Below are 17,468 nucleotides of genomic sequence, written 5' to 3'. Positions count from 1 at the left end.
GGCCACCGGCTGAAGTGCCACCAACGACCGCACGGTGAAACGGTGTGTCTCAAGGCCGGGTGATCCAGAATTCTGCTGTCCAAGCGCCCGACGATGCGGGCGAGCTCGCGCGCGGACTTCGAAGGCAGGGCATGCATGGCGACCTCCAAGAGCTCCCGCCATTCGTCCGGCTCCGGTGGACAGCAGGACGGTTCACCGCAGCCCGTGCGAACGTCAGGCGCACGCCGTCGCGGAGTACGCGCCAGCTCAGTCCAGGCAGCCAGGGCTTTGCCCAGGTCACCTGGCTCGAAGCGAGTTCGCTCCAAACGGATGATCTCAGCCTGCGCCGAGCCGGATACCTGACCGATCTTCGAATATCGCCCACACTCAACCGCGAACCTCTGGCGGTCCGAGCGCAGGTCCGAAGGACGCCTACGCGGCATGGTCCTTTCGCTGCACTGTCATGGCACCAGTGTGTCAGAGGCCGAGCAGTCATTCAGCAGCAGGACGCCGCGACTATGCCGAACGAGCAATCCCATCACCGACTGCAGCCAGCAGCGCTGACACCCTGCTCGGCATAGTCGCGGTGTCGGCATAGGTCCAGGCAGAGCAGGTCGATCTTGCTGTAGCGGGCGATCACGGAGGACAGGCGGCGGTTCGCATCGGCCTCGGCGAGCTCGTTCACCAGCGCGCTGGTGGTGGTGTATCGGACCGACAGGCCGGTCTCGGCGATCGCGGTGCCGATGCCGATCAGCAGGTGCGACTTGCCGGTTCCGGAGTCCCCGATCAGTACCAGCGGCCGGCCCTCACGGACCCAGGTCGGGGACTTCAGGTCTGCGACGACCTCGGGGGTGACGTTCGGGTTCTTCGCAAAGTCAAAGTCCTCCAGCCGCTTGGGCCGCGGGAAGCGGGCCAACCTGAGCAGCCGCTGCTGGCGGTGGAGGTCCCGGTCGGTCAGCTCGGCCTGCAGCATGTCCAGCAGGAACTGCTTGTAGGTGGCCTGCTCGCGACGGGCGCCGGCGGCCAGGTCGATGAACCGCTCGCGGAACGCCGGCAGGCGAAGCTCCCGGCATGCCTCGTCGATGAGCATGTCCTCCGGATCACCGGGCAGCGACATCCTGCGAGCGGGGACCTTGCCGGTGTCCTGCTCGTCGTCCTGGTCGGTGACGGTGATGGTCGGGCTCATGCGCCGTGGCCTTTCTGGGTCTGGCTGTCGCGGTCGGCGACCGGGCTCAGCAGCCGGTCGTACTTGCTCATGTCGGGCATCGACTGGCGCGGGTCGGGCGGCAGGCGGCGCGCGTGCAGGGAGATCACCCGGGCCCCGCCGTCCGCAGCCGCCGGACCGTCCTGGGCCGCCTCGTCGACGTCGGCCAGCAGTTCGGCGTCGTCCGCGTCGGTGCCCTCCATCGCCTTGCGGGCCTCGATGGCGACCAGATCGGTGGAGACCGACCCGATCCGCAAGCAGGTCTCCATCGCCTCCACCAGCGCCTCCGACGGCAGCTGGCGGTGCAGCAGCAGCACCTCGATCAGCATCCGGGTGCCCTCGCGGTCACCGGCCTTGGCCTTCGCCGCCGCCCAGAACGCCTCGTGGACCTTGGTGAAGCCGCCCTCCGCGCGGGCCTGCGCGAGCGCGGAGGCCCCGGCGAACGCGCCCGGCTTGACCAGCAGGATCTCCAGGTAGTGGTCCAGCAGGTCGTGGTAGGTGTAACGGCGGGTCAACCGCAGGTGGCGGGCGACGACCTTACGCCCGTCGAACACCCACAACTCGTTCGCCCGCAGCTTGACCCGCACCTTCGCGCCGATGAACTTCGCTGGCACCGAGTAGTAGCACTGCCACACTGTGATCCGGGAGTTGCGCGCGACCGTCGGCGTCAGGTCGATCCCGCAGTCGTAGTCGTCCGCCGGCAGCGGACGCAGCCGCTCGCGCTCGGCCTCGAAGTCGAACCCGATCGAGGTCGGCCGGCCGTGGATGTGCCGGGCGTCCTCCGCGACGTCGATCGCGGCCAGGCGCTCGTTCAGCTCCGCCAGCGACTCCACCTGCGGCGGCGGGACCAGGTGCTTGCGGCGGAACCGGCCGCCCTCGTGCTCCGCCCCGCCCTTCTCGTGGGCGCCGTCCTCGCCCGGCGCGCAGTAGAACGCCGAGAACTGGATCTTCCGTGGGTTCAGAGATTCTGAAGTGTCGGCCGGGCGAACCCAAGGAAGCTCGGGCGGCATTGCGACATAGATCGGGGCGGAGTTCGGTCCAGAAGAAGGCGAGACTGGCGGGTCGGCTCAGCGGGGTGCGGAGAACGGCATGGCGTCGGCCCATTCCCAGAACGCTCGGCCTTCCGTCACCTCGCGTTCCATGATTTCGAACAGCTGAGATGCGTCCGTATCGGGTGGGATGTCGACAGCGACGTGACGGTCACCGCTCCATTCGCTCAGCAGTTCCGCTGTACTGATCCCGCTCTTGATGCGATCGACTGCCTGGGCCAGTTGCGCCGGGGCCAGACCGGGGACGAAGAGCAACCGCAGAACACGGTGCCAGGACAGGCCGACCACCTCGGTGACCTCGTCGTCGTCCGACAGGGCGACCCGATCACCGAGAGCCAGCCCGTAGGTGCGAAACGGGATGCAGGCGATCGAGAAGGTCCCGTCGTTGAGCGGCTTCAGCCACAACTGCTCCTTTTGCCCGTCCATCCCGAAGGGGGCCAGGTCGGCGTGAGCGATGTAGTTGCTGTGAGCGCGCCCGACAGGATCGTCGTGGACGATGAACTCGATCACATGCTCTCCCTGGCTGATGTCGCTGCGGTGCCATGATGTCGTGCCGGCCCGACCGTGTTGCCAGCGGGGCGTCGAAGTGGCTGCTCAGGGCTTCTTTCCGGTCTGTTCTGCGGCAGACTCGGAGGCTGCATTGGCGTAACGGAGGCTGGCCCTGGCGCTGAGCGCGAAGACGTGGGCGAGGTGCAGGGGGTCGGCTCCGGTGGCGGCGGACTCTTCGAGGATGCGGTCCTGCCGCAGCCGGTCCAGGCCGACGGGCAGCCGTTTGACGAGGCGGTCGAGCCAGAAGGTGCCGACTGCTGTTGCGGTGGTGGCCGTGTTGCGGCTGATCAGCAGGTGGGAATTGGTGCTGTTGGGCCAGCGGCGGCGACGGTAGGCCAGGTAGTCGGCGATCGCCTCGGCGGTGTAGTCGTCCAGCGGCCGGTCGAATCCGGCCGGATAGAGGCGGCGGCCTGCCAGGTCGACCTCGTCCAGTTGGAGCGTGCGGATGCGCCGGGCGGGCAGTGCGTGGACGCCCGCGAGGGCGACGACCACGCGCAGGGCGGGATCCTGCCGGGCAGCGAGGGCGACGGTGTCGACTTCCTGGTCGGTGAGAGGAACCGGAACCGAGGCGTGGTTCTTGCCGGTTGTCACCCCTCGCATCGGGTTGGCGAAGACGAGTCGTTCCTTCTTCAGCACGTTGAACAGGCTCCGCAGGGCACTGGCCTCGTGCACCCGGTTGGGGCGGTCGGCCAGCCAATTGGTGACGTCGCCACGGGTGACCTGACGCAGTGTCGTGTAGGTCGACGTCCGCTCGTGCAGGAACGGCTGGACCAGCCTGAGCTGGGTAACGACCGTGGGCCGGGAGCGAGGGAGCCGGCGTCGGGTGCCGTTGCGCGAGACCGCGACCCAGGCGTCGACCTCCGTCCGTATCCCGGCAGGAAGGAAGTCCAGGCGCGCGTCGCACCAGGTCTGCACGGTGTCGGGCCGGTCGTCCAGCAGCAGGTCCAGGTCCTCGAAGACCTCCAGGACGTGGTTGGAGGGGATCGCATTGTGGGTGAGCTGGGCGATCGTGGACGCTCGTATCGGCTCACCGATCTCGTGAACCGCGCAGAGGATGCGGATGCCCCTGCGGACGGAGCCGAGCGTGCGCGGAGGCCAGCCTCTCAGCTCCGCGATCCGTGCGGCGCGCGCTTCCAGAACGGCGGACAGTTCCGGGTCCAAGAGTGGTGCCAGGCTGCTGACTCCGCGCAGGTCACGGGCCGTCTCGAACAGCGGCAGCTGCTTCTAACGCGACCGTACGGAGTGCAGCCGCCGGTCCGGTGGCCCGTCCGCGGTGTTCTGCGGGCGGGGCGGCAGGCCGCCGCGAGGACGCAGGGTGCCGATGATGAACAGCTGGTGGCCGGTGCGCGCGGCAGCCGTCAGGTCAACGCGCGTCTTGTTGTCCGGTCCGGCGATCAGGCTGGCCTGCCGGCGGCAGAGCCGGCAGACACCGTCCTGGACGGCCACCTTGCGGTCGCAGACCTCGCAGTGATCGCCGGTGGCCTTGGCGACGAAGCCCCAACATGCCTTGCAGCGGGGGCGGTCGAGCCATCCCCAGCCCAGGCAGTCCCGGCAGCTGCGGGTCGCCCAGGGACGGCGCGACGTATCGGCGCGCTCACAACGGCGGCCCGGACCGGCCCAGACGGCAACGAAGCGCGACCGAGCTGCCACCCACCACCTTCCGCTCGGCCTGCTCATCCACGTTGTCCGGCTGCCGGTGGTCGATCGGCTCGGGAACCAGGAGGTCGGCCGGCGTACACTGCAGCACCGAGCAGATCACGTCCAGGTCATCGAGGCGGACGGTCAGCGGGCGGCCCGACCACAGGTGCGACATCTTGCCCGCCGAGATGACCAGCCCGGCTTCCGCGAGCATGCGCTGCAGCTCGGATGCCTTCCAGACGTCGCGCTGGGCGGCGACCATCCGCAGGTTCCACTTCACCGTGTCCTCCCGAAGCGTGCGGCGGCTCGCTGGCCGGCCCGGACCCACGCGTCCTCGACGTGGGATTGCTCGACGTGAACGTAGATCATGGTGGTGTTGAGCCACTCGTGGCCGAGGATTTCCTGGATGGCCACGACGTCCATGCCGTTGCGGTAGAGGTCCGAGGCCGCGAATTGCCGCAGGACGTGAGGCGTCAACTGGCCTATCTGGTACGGGAGATGGCGCGCGACGGCCTCGGCGAGGCCGGACCGCGGCGCGTCGTCGGTCACCGCCCGGCTGGAGCCGTCGCCGTACCGGCGCTCGGAGAGAAACAGCGGGGCCATGGGGTCCTCGGCTCTGTCGTCGAACTCCCAGCGAGGGCCGGTGACCCACCACTCCAGCAGGTCACGCGACCCGTTGATCAGCGGGACGAGCCGTTCCTTCTTTCCCCGGCCGACGCTGCCCTTGCCCTTGAAGAGGATCTTGCCGAACCGGCCAAGGTCCCACCGGACGTCGCTGATCCGCAGCAGACACAACTCCGAGATGCGTGGGCCGATCAGGCTGGTCAGACGGGCGGCGGTGTAGTTCCGCGCGGCCGGCGCGTACTTGCGTGCGGCCTCCATGTCCGCCCGCCACCCGGAGAACAGCCTCGCCGCCTCGTCCGCCGAGGGCGGGATCCGCAACCGCGAAGCGGTGCCGCCGCGAGGCCGGTTGACCTCGTCCAGAGGCGACTCGACGACCGCACCGGTGGCCGCGTGGATCGTCGCCTTGTGCCTCAGCTCCAGGAACTCGAAGTAGACGGCGAACGCGGCGGCCTGGCGGACCTTGGTGCCCGGTGCCGAGCCGCGGCGGTGCCGGCCGAAGTACCGGTCAAGGTCCTGCGGCTGCATCTCCCACAACGGTCGACCGAACCACTCCCGCAGCCCAAGCACCCCGCCAACGTCTGCACGGATCGTGTCGTCCAGCACCCCTGCGGAAGCCCGGGCGAGCACGAACTCCGCCAACAGGTCCTGCTCGAACGCGGCGACCTCTTCGGCGGACTCCAGTCGCAGATCGGGCCGCAGGTCGCGCACGACGGCCAGCGCCATCCGTCCTCCCCTTCAGCTTTCAGGCGGCCTCACCATAACAGCTGATGAGACTTCAGGAATCCTGAGGGATGGACGGAATTCACCAGCGTGGGCACAACCTTGATAGACCTGCAGATCAGGCGACTGCCGAGGCCACCAGAGGGCTGGATCGGATCAACGAACCCACGGGAACATGGACATACCAGGACTTGAACGACGCCCACCTCGCCGACTCCAACCGGGAGCGGCCGAACATCACCTGCTTGACCGCCGGCTTTAAGTTGTCATAGCGGATGTGCACCAACGGCACCCCGCCCAGCACCGTGAACGCCTCCAGGTGCCCTTCCAGGAACGCCTCCTGCGAGGCCGTCGCGTAGACCCTTCTCTGCACTATCGAGGGCGCCTGTCGGCGTACTTGCGAACGTGCAGAGCCAGGTACGGATGAACGTGCAGAGTGCATCAGGCTGATTGCCTGAGAGAATCTGCTTGATCATCCAGGGTCGGGGCCGACAACGAGGAGCAAGGTGATCAGCCAGGGCGTGAATATCGCAGCGCCGTGTGAGGCCTGCGGCGGTGTGCTGATTCGAAACATCGGCCAGTTCGTCGACCGTGGGCGCCTGTGGTGGGGAACTGAAGGGGCCTGCCGGACATGCCCCGTCGGGTGGTGCGAGCAGGACAGCGGCCGTGAGACCCCAGAGGAGATCCGTCAGGCGCTCTTGGCCGAACACGGACCTGCTCGGCTCCGGCTGACAGAGCCCGAGGCAAGTCCGGTGGCCGTCCTGCGTGCTTTTCGAGAGGTGCATGACCTGACACTCGTGCAGGCAAGGACCCTGGCAGATGAGTTGGCGACAACCGGGCTGGTGGGGACGCTGGTCGAAATGGAACTCATAGCCGCCCGGCTCCGACACCGTTCAGTTCGGGTGTCAGTTGAGACAACACCCCGCTGATCGCCAGGAGCGAGACCAACGGGAGCGTGGTCAGGCGATGCCTGCCCCGCCTTCGATGGCGGTGAGGCGGTTCTTGAGCCGATAGGTGGGGTCGCCTGACCGGTCTGACCAGCACTACTTGCTTCGATCCCCATCGACCTCAGCGGCCAGCACGGCAGTCCCATGCAGGTGCGTGAAGTACTCGGTGGCGTACTCGTCATCGGCGATGGACGGAAGGATCGTTCCAAGGACTGTTATGCGTCCCTGCAGGATGTCTCGGTTCCGGTCATCCAGAGGGCCGTCCAAGGCCGACGAGATACAGCCAGCGAGCGTCGAGTCCATCATCACCATGCACTCACCCTCGGGCTCTCGCAGGTAGAAGCCCCGGGGAAAGGGCATGGCCCTGAACTCATCCCACAACTGTGCCAGCTGATCCAGATTTGCTTCTGCCATACCCGCGATCATGCCTTACGGCCAGGAAGCATAGGACCGCGTTCTGCAGACAGCTCTGCACGTTCACTCGTACTTGCCTCTGCACTTCAACTCGTACGCCGACAGCGCCTGAGCGGATCCTGGTCAGATCACGATCGGGAGCTCTTCAATCCAGCAGTGGACTGACTTCGCGGTGATCACGGCCAGGGCGTCCTCGGCGTCGGCTCTGGTCAGAAAGACGCCCGCTCCGGTGACGTCGGGCCCGTCGGAGCGGATCACCCGCGTCATAACGACGTAGACGCGGCGGTGACGCTCGCGGCGGACCGCGGCGTTGTCCTCAGCCAGCAGTGCGTCGATGAGCTCCTGGGACGAGGCGATGTTGAGGCCAGCGTCGACCCCGGAGAGCGGCTGGCTGGGCCAGATCGGCCTGTCGGGGTAGAAGTCGTTGAAGAAGCTCTGTTGCGTGCGGCCGAGCACCCCTTCCCTCCAACCAGCGGCCATGGCGACCACGTAGTCGGACTCACCCTGGCTCTCCAGAACGAAGACGCGATCGTCCCGGCTGAAGGACACGCTGGCGTGGTCGGTCTTGACCTGCTCGCTCTCGGCCGCGGTCGCGCATCTGATCGCCAAGCCGCGGTAGTCGTCACGGATCTTCACCACGGCGGCGGGCTTGAAGAGCACGTCAATCGTTGTCTCGGGCTCGCCGGGCTCGTCGGGCCGGCCGATGCTCCGCACAGGAGCTGGCCGTGGCTCGCGGTGTAGGCCAAGAGGTGGAACCTGCGCTCGCTGCGAAAGACCTCCTTGCCGGGGATGAGCTGGTGATCGCGGTTGAGCCATGTGCTGTCCGTCATGGGCTCACGATCTCTATCTCGCCCACGCTGGTCAATGTGATTGTTCAGCTGAGGGAGCCGGGTCCGCTCTCTCCCCGCCCCGCTTGTGCCCGTAGGCGTTCGGCCTGCTGCTTCTTGACGGCGATGTGCCGCAGGCTTTCCTGCAGCCCGGCGACCTCACCGAGCCATTGCATCCGCTGGGCCTCCCCGAGGCGCTCGCGCGTGTTGGCCTCGATCTCCAGCAGCCGGGGCTCCTGGGCCAGGTCCAGGCGGAGCATGGGGCACCTGACGCAGGCGCTTTCATGCTGGCACGGGGTCCCGTAGGGCCGGTCGCAGGTGCCGAGGGCAACCTTCCGGAGGCTGAAGTGGTCACGGAAGTCCTGCCACTCGGCTCCGCTGGGCTCGCGGTACTCCTCGCCGGGACGGTGGCTCCGGCGCTGGTCGATGAACTGCCGGTAGTGGCGGACGACTTCCTCGGGATAGACCGCGACGTAGGCCTGAGTGGTGTTGAGATCGAGGTGGCCAAGGACCTTTGCGGCGATATGGATCGGCAAGCCGCCGTTGACCGTTTCGGTCGAGAGGATTCTGCGGAAGTCGTGCGACGTGAACCTCAGCGGTGTCCCGTCGACGTCGACGATGCCAGCCCGTAGCGCATGGTCGGTGAGGAGCTCGCGGATCCGGTTGGGGGAGATGACCTGGAGCCGGTGCTGGGAGGGGCACTGGAACAGGTGGGGCATCGGTGGGCCGAAGACCCGCTCGTAGCCGTCGTACCGGGTCAGCAGCGGCACCCGCCCCCCGGTGCCTTTGATACGGCGAATGATCCGGGCGAGGACTGCGACGAGGTCCGGGTCGGCGGGGATGACGCGCTCTCGGTCGATCTTGGATGGGCTGACCTGCAGCAGAGGCACCGTCTCGCCGGTGGGAGCTTAGTACTGACGCAGACTCAGGTGGGTGAGCTCCAGGAGTTCCTCGATCCTGGCCCCGGTGCGTCGCAGGACCTCGATGCTCGCCCAGGTCCAGAACGCGTTGTTCTCCTCGCATTCGGCATCGAAGCGGGGACCGGGCTCGTCGACGGGGGCGAGGAACAGTGCGGTGGGGCGCCAGTGGCTGCCGTTGCGGCCGGTACGTCGATAGCGCGAGCCCTCAACGGTGAACTCCTCACCCGGCTTCGTGGAGCGGACTGCCTGTAGCAGGAGCGTGGCATGCTGCAGCCGAGCCTCGGCAGCGCGGACGAGTTGCGGCAGGACAGGGACCAGGGTGCGGGTGCGCTGCTGCATCCGTGCCTGTCGGTGACGGGTCTCCTTGATGTAGCCGCGGATGTCGGCTTCGCTGATCGGGCAGGGTGCGGCCCAGGTCGCCCAGCGGGCCGGGTCTTCCATCGCCCACTGCGAGAGGTCTAGGTAGAAGGAGCGGACGGCCAGGAACACGGCGTGGGCGGTGCGGCGCGGTCGCCCGTCGGGCAGGACCCGGACGCGCTGCTTCCATGCCTGGGCCACCTCGTCGGGCAGGTTGAACGAGGAGATCGCTGGGTGGTGGCGTTGCAGGTCGCCCCAGAACAGGTCGGCCAGCATCTGGGCGTGATTGACCAGGGAGCCGTAGTCCAGGACTGCGGATCGCTCGGCAATGTAGTGGACGAGCACGTCGCGGACCGCGCGATTGGCGATCGGGTGGCGGTCGATCAGCTCTGCGGGGGTGAGCTGGCCGCGGGCCTGGGCCTCGCGCAGGGTCGGTGGCGAGTCCTTGAGACCGCCGACGGCGTGAAGGATGTCGTAGGCGAAGGGCAGGGCCGTCACCGTCCGGCCGTTGTCCCGACGGGCCCGGGCGTAGTCGGTGAGGTCCTCCAGGTCGAAGGCCAGCAGGTCCTTGCCGGTGACGATACTCATGCGGGTGAGCACGTTCAGGGCTTCGGTCGCGTGCTCGTCGCAGCGCTGTCCGCCGGCGCGCTCTGTGAGTTCGGCGAACAGCGCCGGTTGGTTGTGGCGACGGTAGGCGTCGTAGACGCCCAGGAGGCGGCTGCCGAAGACCCACGCGTAGGAGGGCCGGATCGCCCGGAGGACGATCAAGGTGCCGAGACCAGCGGTGAACCGCGACCGGGTGCCCGCGCTGAGCCCCTGCGGTCCCCAGCCGGAGCCCAGTCCGTCGGAACCGCTCAGCAGCCATCGGTCTTGCCAGGTGTCGGCCGGGAATCCCTCCAGCCAGTCGAAGATGCGGGTCAGTGAGAGCTGCTGACGCCATAGGTTGCGAGCGGTCGGCTCTCTCAGCAGCCTCTCGGCCAGGCGGGCGAGTTCATCGCGATGCGCCGCTTCCCGGCCGCTGCCCCGGGTCGTGCTCCTTGGTTCGGGCAGCACGGTGGTGAGGAGGGCGGGGTCGCGTGAGCTGACCGGCGTGCGGGCGACGCGGCCGTGCCGGGCCATCAGCGGCTCCCGAAGACGTCGGCGAGGTCGTCCGGGTCATACGTCCAGCCGGTCAGCGGCCGCGGTGGCGGCTTGGGGCGCGTGTAGTGCTCGTGGACCTTGGTGATGACCTCATCGATCCTGGGCCGCAGGTAGGTGCTGGTCGTGGTGATGCGCCGGTGGCGCATCACCTGCTGAGCGTCGACCAGGGTGATGGCCGGGTCTTCGATCAAGCGCAGACACAGGGTGTGCCGCAGGTCGTGCAGCGTTACGTTCGCCCCGATCCGGGAGTTGATCCGATTGAGCACCGCTCGCAGGGCGGTGTAGGTCAGCGGGCGCGTCTGTCCGCGCAGGGTCCACCACACCGGCTCGTCCGGGGCGGGCCGGTGGCCGTCCTGGGCCAGGTCACCGAGGTAGAGGGCCAGCCAGGCGAAGGCTTCCGGGGAGGCTGGGCATGCTTCCTTCGCCCCGCCCAAGCCCTTGGTCTGCACGTAGATCCGGCCCTCGCCCGGGTGGATGTCGCCGATCGTCATGCCCAGCATCTCGGCGGCCCGTGCGCCGCTGGACAAGAACATGGAGAACAGTGCCCGGTCGCGGTGACAGCCCAGTGAGGTGAACAGGTCTTCGACGACATCGTCGGGGACAGCACGGGGCTCGCGGTGGGCCTGCTTCTGCCGGTAGGCGCCACGACGGTGCAGCCGAAACGGCTCCAACGGGTTGTGATGCGCGTCCAGCCGGCGTCCGTCACGGGACTGCGGCGGCACCGGGGAGACGACGGGACCCTGCCCGGTTTGCAGATGGTGGTCGTAGAACGCCGCCAGCACCGACACCGCGTGGTTGATGGTTGCCGGGGCGTAGCCCGACCTCAGGTATGGCTTGCCAGTGCGCGCGTTCAGCGATCCCGGCGCGGGTGCATCCGGTCGGTTCCGGTCCCGCGCCGGGTTGTGGCACGTCCGCAGCCAAAGGACGAAGTCGCGTACGTCCACTCGTTTCGCACGGCTCCATTCCACATCCACTGCCGCAAGGAAGCGGAACGCAGCAGGTCAAAGGCATAGGAACGGCAGGAAGCTGGAGTGTTGCCGCAGGCCAGCAACTCCCGCAGGAACTCGTTTGCCGACGTGATCGGCCGGCCCGCCCCGTCGAGAACCACCCAGGGCAGCGTGGCGGCACCGGTCGCCTCCACTCTGCCGACCCGGGCCAGCACCAGCCCAGTCACCTCGCGTTCCGCCGTCACCGCAGCGTGATCCATCACGTCTCCGTCTCGTCGGGAACATCCCGAACGGAGACTCCTCGCCCTCACCGAGCCAACACGTAGGACACGCCGATAGTGCGGTCAACGGGTCGGTGCACCGCCTTGCCCGAGTAGGACAGCCGCAGCGTGAACAGCACGCACTTGCGCCGCTGCCCGGCCAGGTCCAGCCAGAAGTCCGCGAAGTCGACCTCCGCCTCCTCGCCCGGTCTCTTCGCCTGCGGCACCATCCCGTCCAGGTGCCGGCGCCCCTCCAAGGCCTCCCTCCGGATCTGCGGGCGCCTCTTGGACACGTAGTCCCAGACCGTGGTCGGGCGGCCCAGCTCGAAGTCGTGCTCCGCGGCCAGGCGCTCGATGATCCGCGGAACCGTGTGCTTCTGCTTCGACGGCGCGTCCAGGTCCTCGCGCAGCATCGCGTCGATGAAACCCTTCACCGGCTCCAGCACGCTCTTGCGCGGTGGCGGCGACTTGCGTTTCGGCGGCACCGGCGACTCCAAGGCCTTCTTCACCGTGTTCCGCGACACCTTGAACCGCACCGCAAGCTCCCGCCCCGACAGCCCGTGCTCACGCCTGGCCCGGCGGATCCTCTCGAACAGCCACTCACGTGACCTGTGCACCAGCGGTCTCCCTGACCTGGACCGTGATCAACAGGCACAGCGTGACGGCCAAACAGCCCAAGCCACTGCGATTACTCCGAAAGCGGCATGTTCCAGACCATCACACCTACTGGCTCCCGAACTCACCGAAGAACCGTTGGCTCCCCAACAGGCCGAATCCCTGGCTCTACTTCACCCCGGTGAAAACAGCCGGGCCCAGGGCACCGCCGCGACCACCACCCCGTGCCGTTCGCACGACACACGCGGGGCATCGGCCTCCAGGAACAGCTGCAGCCCGGCCGCGTCCAGGTGCCGCCACCGCCGGCGTCCCGCCCCGGCATCGAACCGCGGACAGCGGCTGCGACGGATCCCGCAGCGGCGACGCGCCCGGGACCTCGGACGCACCGCCACCACCATGACCCGCGTTCCCTCATCGAACCAGGCATCCTCCGGCACCTCCTGCTCGCATCCGACCAGCGACTTCAATAGCCTGGTGAACCGCACGCCGTTCTCCCTGCGCGATCGATCTCGGGCCCCAACACCTCAAGATCTGCACAGGGAACGGCGTGTGCTGCGTCAGGCGCTCCGCACCGACCCACAGGTGGAGCAGACGAGGCAAATATGGGGTGTGCTGCCCCCGCGTCTCATACCATCGGCCACCACCGACCCGTCGAGTATCACCAAGGACTTTGTGAATCTCCCCGATCTTCGCGCCAAGGCCCCCTCGCTCGCGGCCGGTATGGCTGCCGCCGATCACAGCCCGGACAGCCAGCTGTCCCAGACTCGTCACCGCGCCGCGCTCGTGGCGGGCTGGCACATCGCGCCAGGTTCAACCGTCCTCGAACTGGGCTGCGGCCAGGGCGACATGACCGCCGTCCTGGCAGAGGCGGTTGGGCCCAAGGGGCGCGTGGTTGCCGTCGACGTGGCCGAGCCCTCCTACGGGGCGCCGGTGACGCTCGGGGAATCGGCAGCCCGGCTCGCGGCGGGCCCCCTCGGGCCGCGCATCGACTTCCGCTTCGGCACCGACGTCCTTGACCCGTCAGTGGACTTCCCCGAGGGTGCCTTCGACCATGTGGTGCTCGCACATTGTTCCTGGTATTTCGCATCGCTTGGACAACTTCGAGACACACTGGCCCGGGTACGGCCGTGGGCGCGGCGGCTGTGGTTCACCGAGTGGGACTTGACGCCCGCGTCCGGTGACCAGTTGGCGCACCTCCTCGCCGTGCTGATCCAGGGGCAGATCGAAGCCGCAGGGTCGCATGGTCAGGGCAACGTCCGCACGCCTTTCTCCCGTGAGGGGATACTGCGTCTCCTGTCCGAGGTCGGCTGGACGGCCGACGGCGGCGGGTCGGTCGATACCGAAGAGCTTCAGGACGGTGACTGGGAAATCGCTGCTTGCCTCGACCTGGCCGGAACAGAGGAGCGTCTGGCCACACTGCCCGAGGCGGTACGACAGCTCGTCCTGAGCCAGGTCGACGTTCTCCGGGCCATCGCCAAGCCGCGCGACAACCGCGCGCTCGCCGCGTATTCGGTCACCGCGCGCTGACATACGTCCCATCGGCTGGCCGGTCGAAGTCCAGTGAGATCGGCCGCCTCCAGGCCGGGGATGTGAAAGGTGTCCGTGATCGAGGTCCAGCAGAGCATGTAGGGCCTCTGCGTCGCCATCGGCGACGTGGAGGAAGAGGAGGGGTAAGAGGCGGTCAGCCGTCGGACGGCGCCGGTTTCCCGAAGTCCCTGATGGGCTTGGTGTGGTGGCTGTATTCGGTGGTGCGTGAGATATGCGGATGGGGGCGGGCTGGCCCCTGAGGGACGGCTACGCCGGGAGTCGGTGCGGATGCAGACGGCCGAGTTGTTCGAGCAAAGGATCAAGCCGCCGGAAGTTCCACGTCTCCTACAGCGTCTCGTCCTACAGCGTCTCGGGTGCCACGAGGCTGATGCACCGGCTCGGCTTCAGCCCGCAGGTCCCCGCGCGGCGGGTCGCCGAGCGGAACGAGGAGGCCGTCACCGTGTGGAAGGAGGTGACGCGGGCGGAGGTAAAAGCGCCCGGGCGGCTTGCGGGGCCTACATCTGCTTCGAGGACGAGGCGGGCTTCACCCGCAGACCGCCCAGAGGACGCACCTGGGGCCGGCGAGGCCGCACACCGGTCGTGACCGCCAGCGGCCGCCGCTCGGGAGCCTGTCGGTGGCCGGGCTGATCGCCATGCGGCCCGGCCTCCCGCAGCCGGCTGACCGCCGCCTGCGTGCCGGGGCGGCCCGCACCGCCGCCCGAGACCGGGCGAGTCCAGGGAAAACAGGCCAGGAGTGTGATCTGGATCACATGTGTCGCGACACGTATGTCGTGTAATGTGTCCGCTATGAACACTTCAGAGAAGAATCCGACCCTCGTCTTCATCCCCTGCTTCTCCGGCGCCCCATGGAGCGCCGAGCAACTGGCCCCCTACGGCGAGGCACTCAAACGGACGCTGCGCCTGCCCGAGGGCGTCGACGACATCGAGCGCTACGCCGACCACGTCGAGAGCGCGATCGCGGACCTGGACGACTACGTGCTGGTCGGCGACTCCTTCGGCGCGAACATCGCCCTCGCACTGGCGACCCGCCGCCCGCCGGGCCTACGCGCCCTCGTCATGTCCGGCGGCTTCGCGGCCAACCCGGTCGACTCGAAGCCGTGGAAGGCCCTGATGCAGGCGATCGGCAGCGCCCGCGGGCCGCTCTACCGGCAGCTGACGCTGCGCGCCCACGCCCGCCGCCTCACCTCCCCGTACGACGGCGAGGGCCAGGTGCCCTGGAGCCAGGCGCGCAGCCGCGAACTGTTCCTCGCCAACACCCCCGCCGCCTCCTTCGGCGCCCGCCTGCGGGCCGTCCTCACCGCCGACTACGTCGACGCGCTGGGCCGGGTCCAGGTCCCGACCCTGATCCTGACCCCCTCCCACGACGTGCTGATCGGCGAGAACGCCTCCAAGGTCATGCTCGCGGGCATCCCCGACGCCCGGGAGGTCGTGCTGGCGCGCACCGGCCACATGTTCCGCTTCTCCCACCCCGCCACCTACGCCGCCGCGGTCAACGACTTCCTCGCCACCGTGCCGACCACCCGGCGAAACGCCGATGCGTAAGGCCGAACACCTGCGGTTCGCGATCCTGGCCGCCCAGCGCGAAGGCAACCGGCTGCTGATCCAGGCCCTCAAGCCGCACGGCATCACCCCGTCGCAGGCCGAGGTGCTGCGCCTGCTCCAGCAGCACGGCACCTTGAGTCTCAACGGGCTCGGGCAGCTCCTGGTGTGCGAGAGCGGCACCAACCCCAGCCGGCTTGTCGAACGCGTCGTCGCGGCCGGACTGGTCGAGCGCCGCACCGACGCCGCGGACCGCCGCTACCTCCAGCTCAGCCTCACCCCCGAGGGCGAACGCCTGGCCACCGCCGTCGCCGGGATCGAGGAGTCCCTCTACGCCGCGATGGACGCCGCCTGCCAGGGGCTGGACACCGACGCGATGCTCACGTTCCTGCACAACTTCATCGACCCCCTGCCCTCAGGCGAGGCCCTCAACAAACGCCTCGCCCTCGACTGACACCACGGCCCGCACGGGACCGGCCGGGGCTGGCCCGACCTGCCGCCGGACCCGCACACTCCCACGCCCGGCCGAGGAGCACTTGCGCATCACCGCGTACGGCCCCCGAACCTGCCGACCGCGGACAGCGGTTTCGGCCCCGGCCACCCGCACTCGCCGCCGCCCGGCGCAGGCGTCGGCGTGCCGGCCGGCGATCCGCAGGTCGTCCTGGGCGGCGGGCAGGGCGCCCGGTCGATGGCCTCCAGGGTGAGCCCGGCCGCCCGACAGCGGACCCTGGTACGGATGTCGCCGAGCAGACCGTGCTCCCGGCCGTCGGGCTCGTCATCGTCCTCGCTCCGGCCGTCGTCAGGGTGGGCGGGGTGCTGGGAAGGGCTGCATGCAGCGTCCGGCTGGCCGGCCACGACTCGACGCGCAGGACGGGCTCCGGGTGACGACGAGTCGGCCGTCGACCAGGCCGGCCCAGCCGGCGAGGCCCGTCGACGTCCTTCCCCACCCTGCCTCGGGCGAGGCCGCCGCCGTGGTGGAGAGTGCGGATGCCGTCGTGGTGGCGGGTGCGGATGCCACCGTGGCCGGACCAACGCAGCCCCATCAAGCCGCGCACCAGCGGGGAGTCGAGGACCGGACAAGCCCAGGTCACGGTCGGCGGGTGCGGGACGGCTGCTGTACAGGCCCAGCCCCACCACTCGGGCGCGGGGCGGCGAGGTCCCAGGCCAGGGCGGGTGGTGTCGGCCATCGCGCGGCGCGGCCGTCTCCCCCGCCGGACACCGGCCGGGCCGGGCCCGCCGAGTCCTCACGCCACCTGATCGGCGTCCGGATCGCGAGTACACAGGTGCGCGGCCGGGCAGGCCGGGCAGCCACGGATGCCGACCAGGTCCGCGACCGCGTCGAAAAGCTCCCGGGCACGCTCCACCGATCCAACACCCTCGAACGCCGCGTACTCCTCCGCACTGCCGACCGTGCCCACCGCGAGATGGGACCGCAGGTACCCCAGTGCGCCGAACTTCTCCGCGCCGAGGACCCGCGGGTCACCGGGGACGCAGGTCCGGGCCACCAGATCGCCGGCGGCGTCACCGCCGAACAGCCATGGGTCGCCGGGCTTCGCGGGCCTGCCGACGACCACGCGCAGCACGGTGTCGTCGCCGCCGTCCGACTCGACCAGCAGCGCACCGGCGGCGTGCAGTTCGTGCAGCAGGGCCCGCAACCCGTCCGGGCCGGCCGCGTGGCCGAACGCGCGAGCGAGGTCGGCGGCCGGCAGGTGGTCGACCGTGCCGTCCTTCCCGCGCAGCCGCAGGACGCCGTCGTCGATGGCGAGGTCGAGCCAGACGGCCTGCAGCGGGATCTTCGACCCGTAGGCGGGCTGGAGGCGGGTCAGACGGCGCATCAGGTCGACGGCCTGCGGCGAGAGGCCGGAATCGGCGCCGGCCAGTTCCGGCCCGTGCCCGACGGCCGGGGCCATCCACTCGTCGTAGCCGGGCGGTTGGAGCTGCCGCAACGTGTACCCGACCGCTTCTCGCCCGCGGCGCGGCTTGCCCGGCTTCCTGCGTCCCACGTGACGAGTGTCCTTCCAGACCGATGCGATGACGAAGCCATTGAACACCGGCGGGAACCAGTCGACTCCCTGGGACGCCTACCAGATGGCCGTCCCGAGGGACCGGCTCCTGCCCGGTGCGGTAGCGCGCCCAGGTCCGCCCCCGCAGCGGGTGGCGAAGACCACCTGATCGACCAGCAGCTCGCACC

At 69.0% G+C, this 17,468-nt stretch carries 21 protein-coding genes; 5 read left to right on the top strand and 16 right to left on the bottom strand.

The window, feature by feature from the left end:
* Nucleotides 1-517: 517 nt before the first annotated feature.
* The 15 genes from ACIQVZ_RS29005 to ACIQVZ_RS28935 all read right to left on the bottom strand — a co-directional run bounded on the left by ACIQVZ_RS29005 (nucleotide 518) and on the right by ACIQVZ_RS28935 (nucleotide 12,675).
* Nucleotides 518-1,165: an ATP-binding protein gene (locus ACIQVZ_RS29005; RefSeq protein ID WP_402453914.1), complete on the bottom strand. Its 648-nt coding sequence runs from the start codon at nucleotides 1,163-1,165 to the stop codon at nucleotides 518-520.
* The gene (locus tag ACIQVZ_RS29000; protein WP_402453912.1) at nucleotides 1,162-2,193 is read right to left on the bottom strand and encodes a Mu transposase domain-containing protein; all 1,032 of its coding nucleotides are present in this window, start codon (nucleotides 2,191-2,193) and stop codon (nucleotides 1,162-1,164) included. The genes ACIQVZ_RS29005 and ACIQVZ_RS29000 overlap by 4 nt, the downstream gene beginning before the upstream one ends.
* Nucleotides 2,194-2,250: 57 nt before the next feature.
* Nucleotides 2,251-2,742, bottom strand: coding sequence for a DUF4265 domain-containing protein (locus tag ACIQVZ_RS28995; RefSeq protein WP_402453909.1), 492 nt, complete (start codon nucleotides 2,740-2,742; stop codon nucleotides 2,251-2,253).
* Nucleotides 2,743-2,826: 84 nt separating this feature from the next.
* The gene (locus tag ACIQVZ_RS28990) at nucleotides 2,827-3,942 is read right to left on the bottom strand and encodes a hypothetical protein (RefSeq protein ID WP_402453907.1); all 1,116 of its coding nucleotides are present in this window, start codon (nucleotides 3,940-3,942) and stop codon (nucleotides 2,827-2,829) included.
* A gap of 63 nt (nucleotides 3,943-4,005) precedes the next feature.
* Complete coding sequence (locus ACIQVZ_RS28985; protein ID WP_402453905.1) at nucleotides 4,006-4,227, bottom strand: hypothetical protein; 222 nt, start codon at nucleotides 4,225-4,227, stop codon at nucleotides 4,006-4,008.
* Between the two features lie 148 nt (nucleotides 4,228-4,375).
* A complete protein-coding gene (locus ACIQVZ_RS28980) occupies nucleotides 4,376-4,699 on the bottom strand; it encodes a helix-turn-helix domain-containing protein (RefSeq protein WP_402453903.1) in 324 nt (107 codons plus the stop codon).
* Complete coding sequence (locus tag ACIQVZ_RS28975; RefSeq protein WP_402453900.1) at nucleotides 4,696-5,766, bottom strand: tyrosine-type recombinase/integrase; 1,071 nt, start codon at nucleotides 5,764-5,766, stop codon at nucleotides 4,696-4,698. The genes ACIQVZ_RS28980 and ACIQVZ_RS28975 overlap by 4 nt, the downstream gene beginning before the upstream one ends.
* Before the next feature lie 115 nt (nucleotides 5,767-5,881).
* Nucleotides 5,882-6,136, bottom strand: a complete 255-nt coding sequence (locus ACIQVZ_RS28970; RefSeq protein ID WP_402453899.1) for a hypothetical protein — start codon at nucleotides 6,134-6,136, stop codon at nucleotides 5,882-5,884.
* A 670-nt stretch (nucleotides 6,137-6,806) separates the two neighbouring features.
* Complete coding sequence (locus ACIQVZ_RS28965; protein ID WP_402453897.1) at nucleotides 6,807-7,124, bottom strand: hypothetical protein; 318 nt, start codon at nucleotides 7,122-7,124, stop codon at nucleotides 6,807-6,809.
* A 123-nt stretch (nucleotides 7,125-7,247) separates the two neighbouring features.
* Nucleotides 7,248-7,784, bottom strand: coding sequence for a hypothetical protein (locus ACIQVZ_RS28960; protein ID WP_402453894.1), 537 nt, complete (start codon nucleotides 7,782-7,784; stop codon nucleotides 7,248-7,250).
* Nucleotides 7,785-7,998: 214 nt separating this feature from the next.
* On the bottom strand, nucleotides 7,999-8,841 hold the full coding sequence (locus tag ACIQVZ_RS28955; RefSeq protein ID WP_402453893.1) for a tyrosine-type recombinase/integrase: 843 nt from the start codon (nucleotides 8,839-8,841) through the stop codon (nucleotides 7,999-8,001).
* An 18-nt stretch (nucleotides 8,842-8,859) separates the two neighbouring features.
* Entirely contained in the window at nucleotides 8,860-10,347 is a 1,488-nt protein-coding gene (locus tag ACIQVZ_RS28950) for a hypothetical protein (RefSeq protein ID WP_402453890.1), read from the bottom strand.
* Nucleotides 10,347-11,312 (bottom strand): tyrosine-type recombinase/integrase, encoded by a 966-nt coding sequence (locus tag ACIQVZ_RS28945; RefSeq protein WP_402453887.1) that lies wholly within the window; start codon nucleotides 11,310-11,312, stop codon nucleotides 10,347-10,349. Before ACIQVZ_RS28945 ends, ACIQVZ_RS28950 begins: the two co-directional genes overlap by 1 nt.
* Before the next feature lie 310 nt (nucleotides 11,313-11,622).
* Entirely contained in the window at nucleotides 11,623-12,192 is a 570-nt protein-coding gene (locus tag ACIQVZ_RS28940) for a hypothetical protein (RefSeq protein ID WP_402453886.1), read from the bottom strand.
* 171 nt (nucleotides 12,193-12,363) lie between these two features.
* Nucleotides 12,364-12,675 (bottom strand): transposase family protein, encoded by a 312-nt coding sequence (locus tag ACIQVZ_RS28935; protein ID WP_402453884.1) that lies wholly within the window; start codon nucleotides 12,673-12,675, stop codon nucleotides 12,364-12,366.
* Nucleotides 12,676-12,862: 187 nt separating this feature from the next.
* Here ACIQVZ_RS28935 and ACIQVZ_RS28930 point away from each other — a divergent pair, with 187 nt between their 5' ends.
* The 4 genes from ACIQVZ_RS28930 (at nucleotide 12,863) to ACIQVZ_RS28915 (ending at nucleotide 15,731) form a co-directional block, all read left to right on the top strand.
* Nucleotides 12,863-13,717 carry a class I SAM-dependent methyltransferase gene (locus ACIQVZ_RS28930; RefSeq protein ID WP_402454018.1) on the top strand — a complete coding sequence of 285 codons (855 nt, stop codon included), beginning with the start codon at nucleotides 12,863-12,865 and terminating at the stop codon, nucleotides 13,715-13,717.
* Between the two features lie 232 nt (nucleotides 13,718-13,949).
* Nucleotides 13,950-14,321 carry a winged helix-turn-helix domain-containing protein gene (locus tag ACIQVZ_RS28925; RefSeq protein ID WP_402453881.1) on the top strand — a complete coding sequence of 124 codons (372 nt, stop codon included), beginning with the start codon at nucleotides 13,950-13,952 and terminating at the stop codon, nucleotides 14,319-14,321.
* Nucleotides 14,322-14,524: 203 nt separating this feature from the next.
* Entirely contained in the window at nucleotides 14,525-15,280 is a 756-nt protein-coding gene (locus tag ACIQVZ_RS28920; RefSeq protein WP_402453879.1) for an alpha/beta fold hydrolase, read from the top strand.
* Nucleotides 15,273-15,731 (top strand): winged helix DNA-binding protein, encoded by a 459-nt coding sequence (locus ACIQVZ_RS28915; protein ID WP_350878579.1) that lies wholly within the window; start codon nucleotides 15,273-15,275, stop codon nucleotides 15,729-15,731. The genes ACIQVZ_RS28920 and ACIQVZ_RS28915 overlap by 8 nt, the downstream gene beginning before the upstream one ends.
* Nucleotides 15,732-16,521: 790 nt before the next feature.
* On the opposite strand, the gene ACIQVZ_RS28910 is transcribed toward ACIQVZ_RS28915, so the two are convergent.
* On the bottom strand, nucleotides 16,522-17,280 hold the full coding sequence (locus ACIQVZ_RS28910) for a hypothetical protein (protein ID WP_402453878.1): 759 nt from the start codon (nucleotides 17,278-17,280) through the stop codon (nucleotides 16,522-16,524).
* Between the two features lie 28 nt (nucleotides 17,281-17,308).
* On the opposite strand from ACIQVZ_RS28910, the gene ACIQVZ_RS28905 reads away from it, so the two are divergent.
* Nucleotides 17,309-17,449, top strand: a complete 141-nt coding sequence (locus ACIQVZ_RS28905; protein WP_402453876.1) for a hypothetical protein — start codon at nucleotides 17,309-17,311, stop codon at nucleotides 17,447-17,449.
* Nucleotides 17,450-17,468 lie beyond the last annotated feature (19 nt).

The sequence above is a fragment of the Kitasatospora sp. NPDC098663 genome (assembly GCF_044760075.1).
GTDB lineage: Bacteria > Actinomycetota > Actinomycetes > Streptomycetales > Streptomycetaceae > Kitasatospora.
Note: the sequence above shows the minus strand (reverse complement) of the source record. Positions and strands in the feature narration are given on the sequence as shown.

What these genes read in the sequence shown, in the direction of transcription:
- ACIQVZ_RS28920 (WP_402453879.1), top strand. Translation starts at nt 14,525, where the DNA reads ATGAACACTTCAGAGAAGAATCCGACCCTCGTCTTCATCCCCTGCTTC.
- ACIQVZ_RS28905 (WP_402453876.1), top strand. Translation starts at nt 17,309, where the DNA reads ATGACGAAGCCATTGAACACCGGCGGGAACCAGTCGACTCCCTGGGAC.
- ACIQVZ_RS28950 (WP_402453890.1), bottom strand. Translation starts at nt 10,347, where the DNA reads ATGGCCCGGCACGGCCGCGTCGCCCGCACGCCGGTCAGCTCACGCGAC.
- ACIQVZ_RS29005 (WP_402453914.1), bottom strand. Translation starts at nt 1,165, where the DNA reads ATGAGCCCGACCATCACCGTCACCGACCAGGACGACGAGCAGGACACC.
- ACIQVZ_RS28965 (WP_402453897.1), bottom strand. Translation starts at nt 7,124, where the DNA reads ATGGCAGAAGCAAATCTGGATCAGCTGGCACAGTTGTGGGATGAGTTC.
- ACIQVZ_RS28915 (WP_350878579.1), top strand. Translation starts at nt 15,273, where the DNA reads ATGCGTAAGGCCGAACACCTGCGGTTCGCGATCCTGGCCGCCCAGCGC.
- ACIQVZ_RS28975 (WP_402453900.1), bottom strand. Translation starts at nt 5,766, where the DNA reads ATGGCGCTGGCCGTCGTGCGCGACCTGCGGCCCGATCTGCGACTGGAG.
- ACIQVZ_RS29000 (WP_402453912.1), bottom strand. Translation starts at nt 2,193, where the DNA reads ATGCCGCCCGAGCTTCCTTGGGTTCGCCCGGCCGACACTTCAGAATCT.
- ACIQVZ_RS28925 (WP_402453881.1), top strand. Translation starts at nt 13,950, where the DNA reads ATGCGGATGGGGGCGGGCTGGCCCCTGAGGGACGGCTACGCCGGGAGT.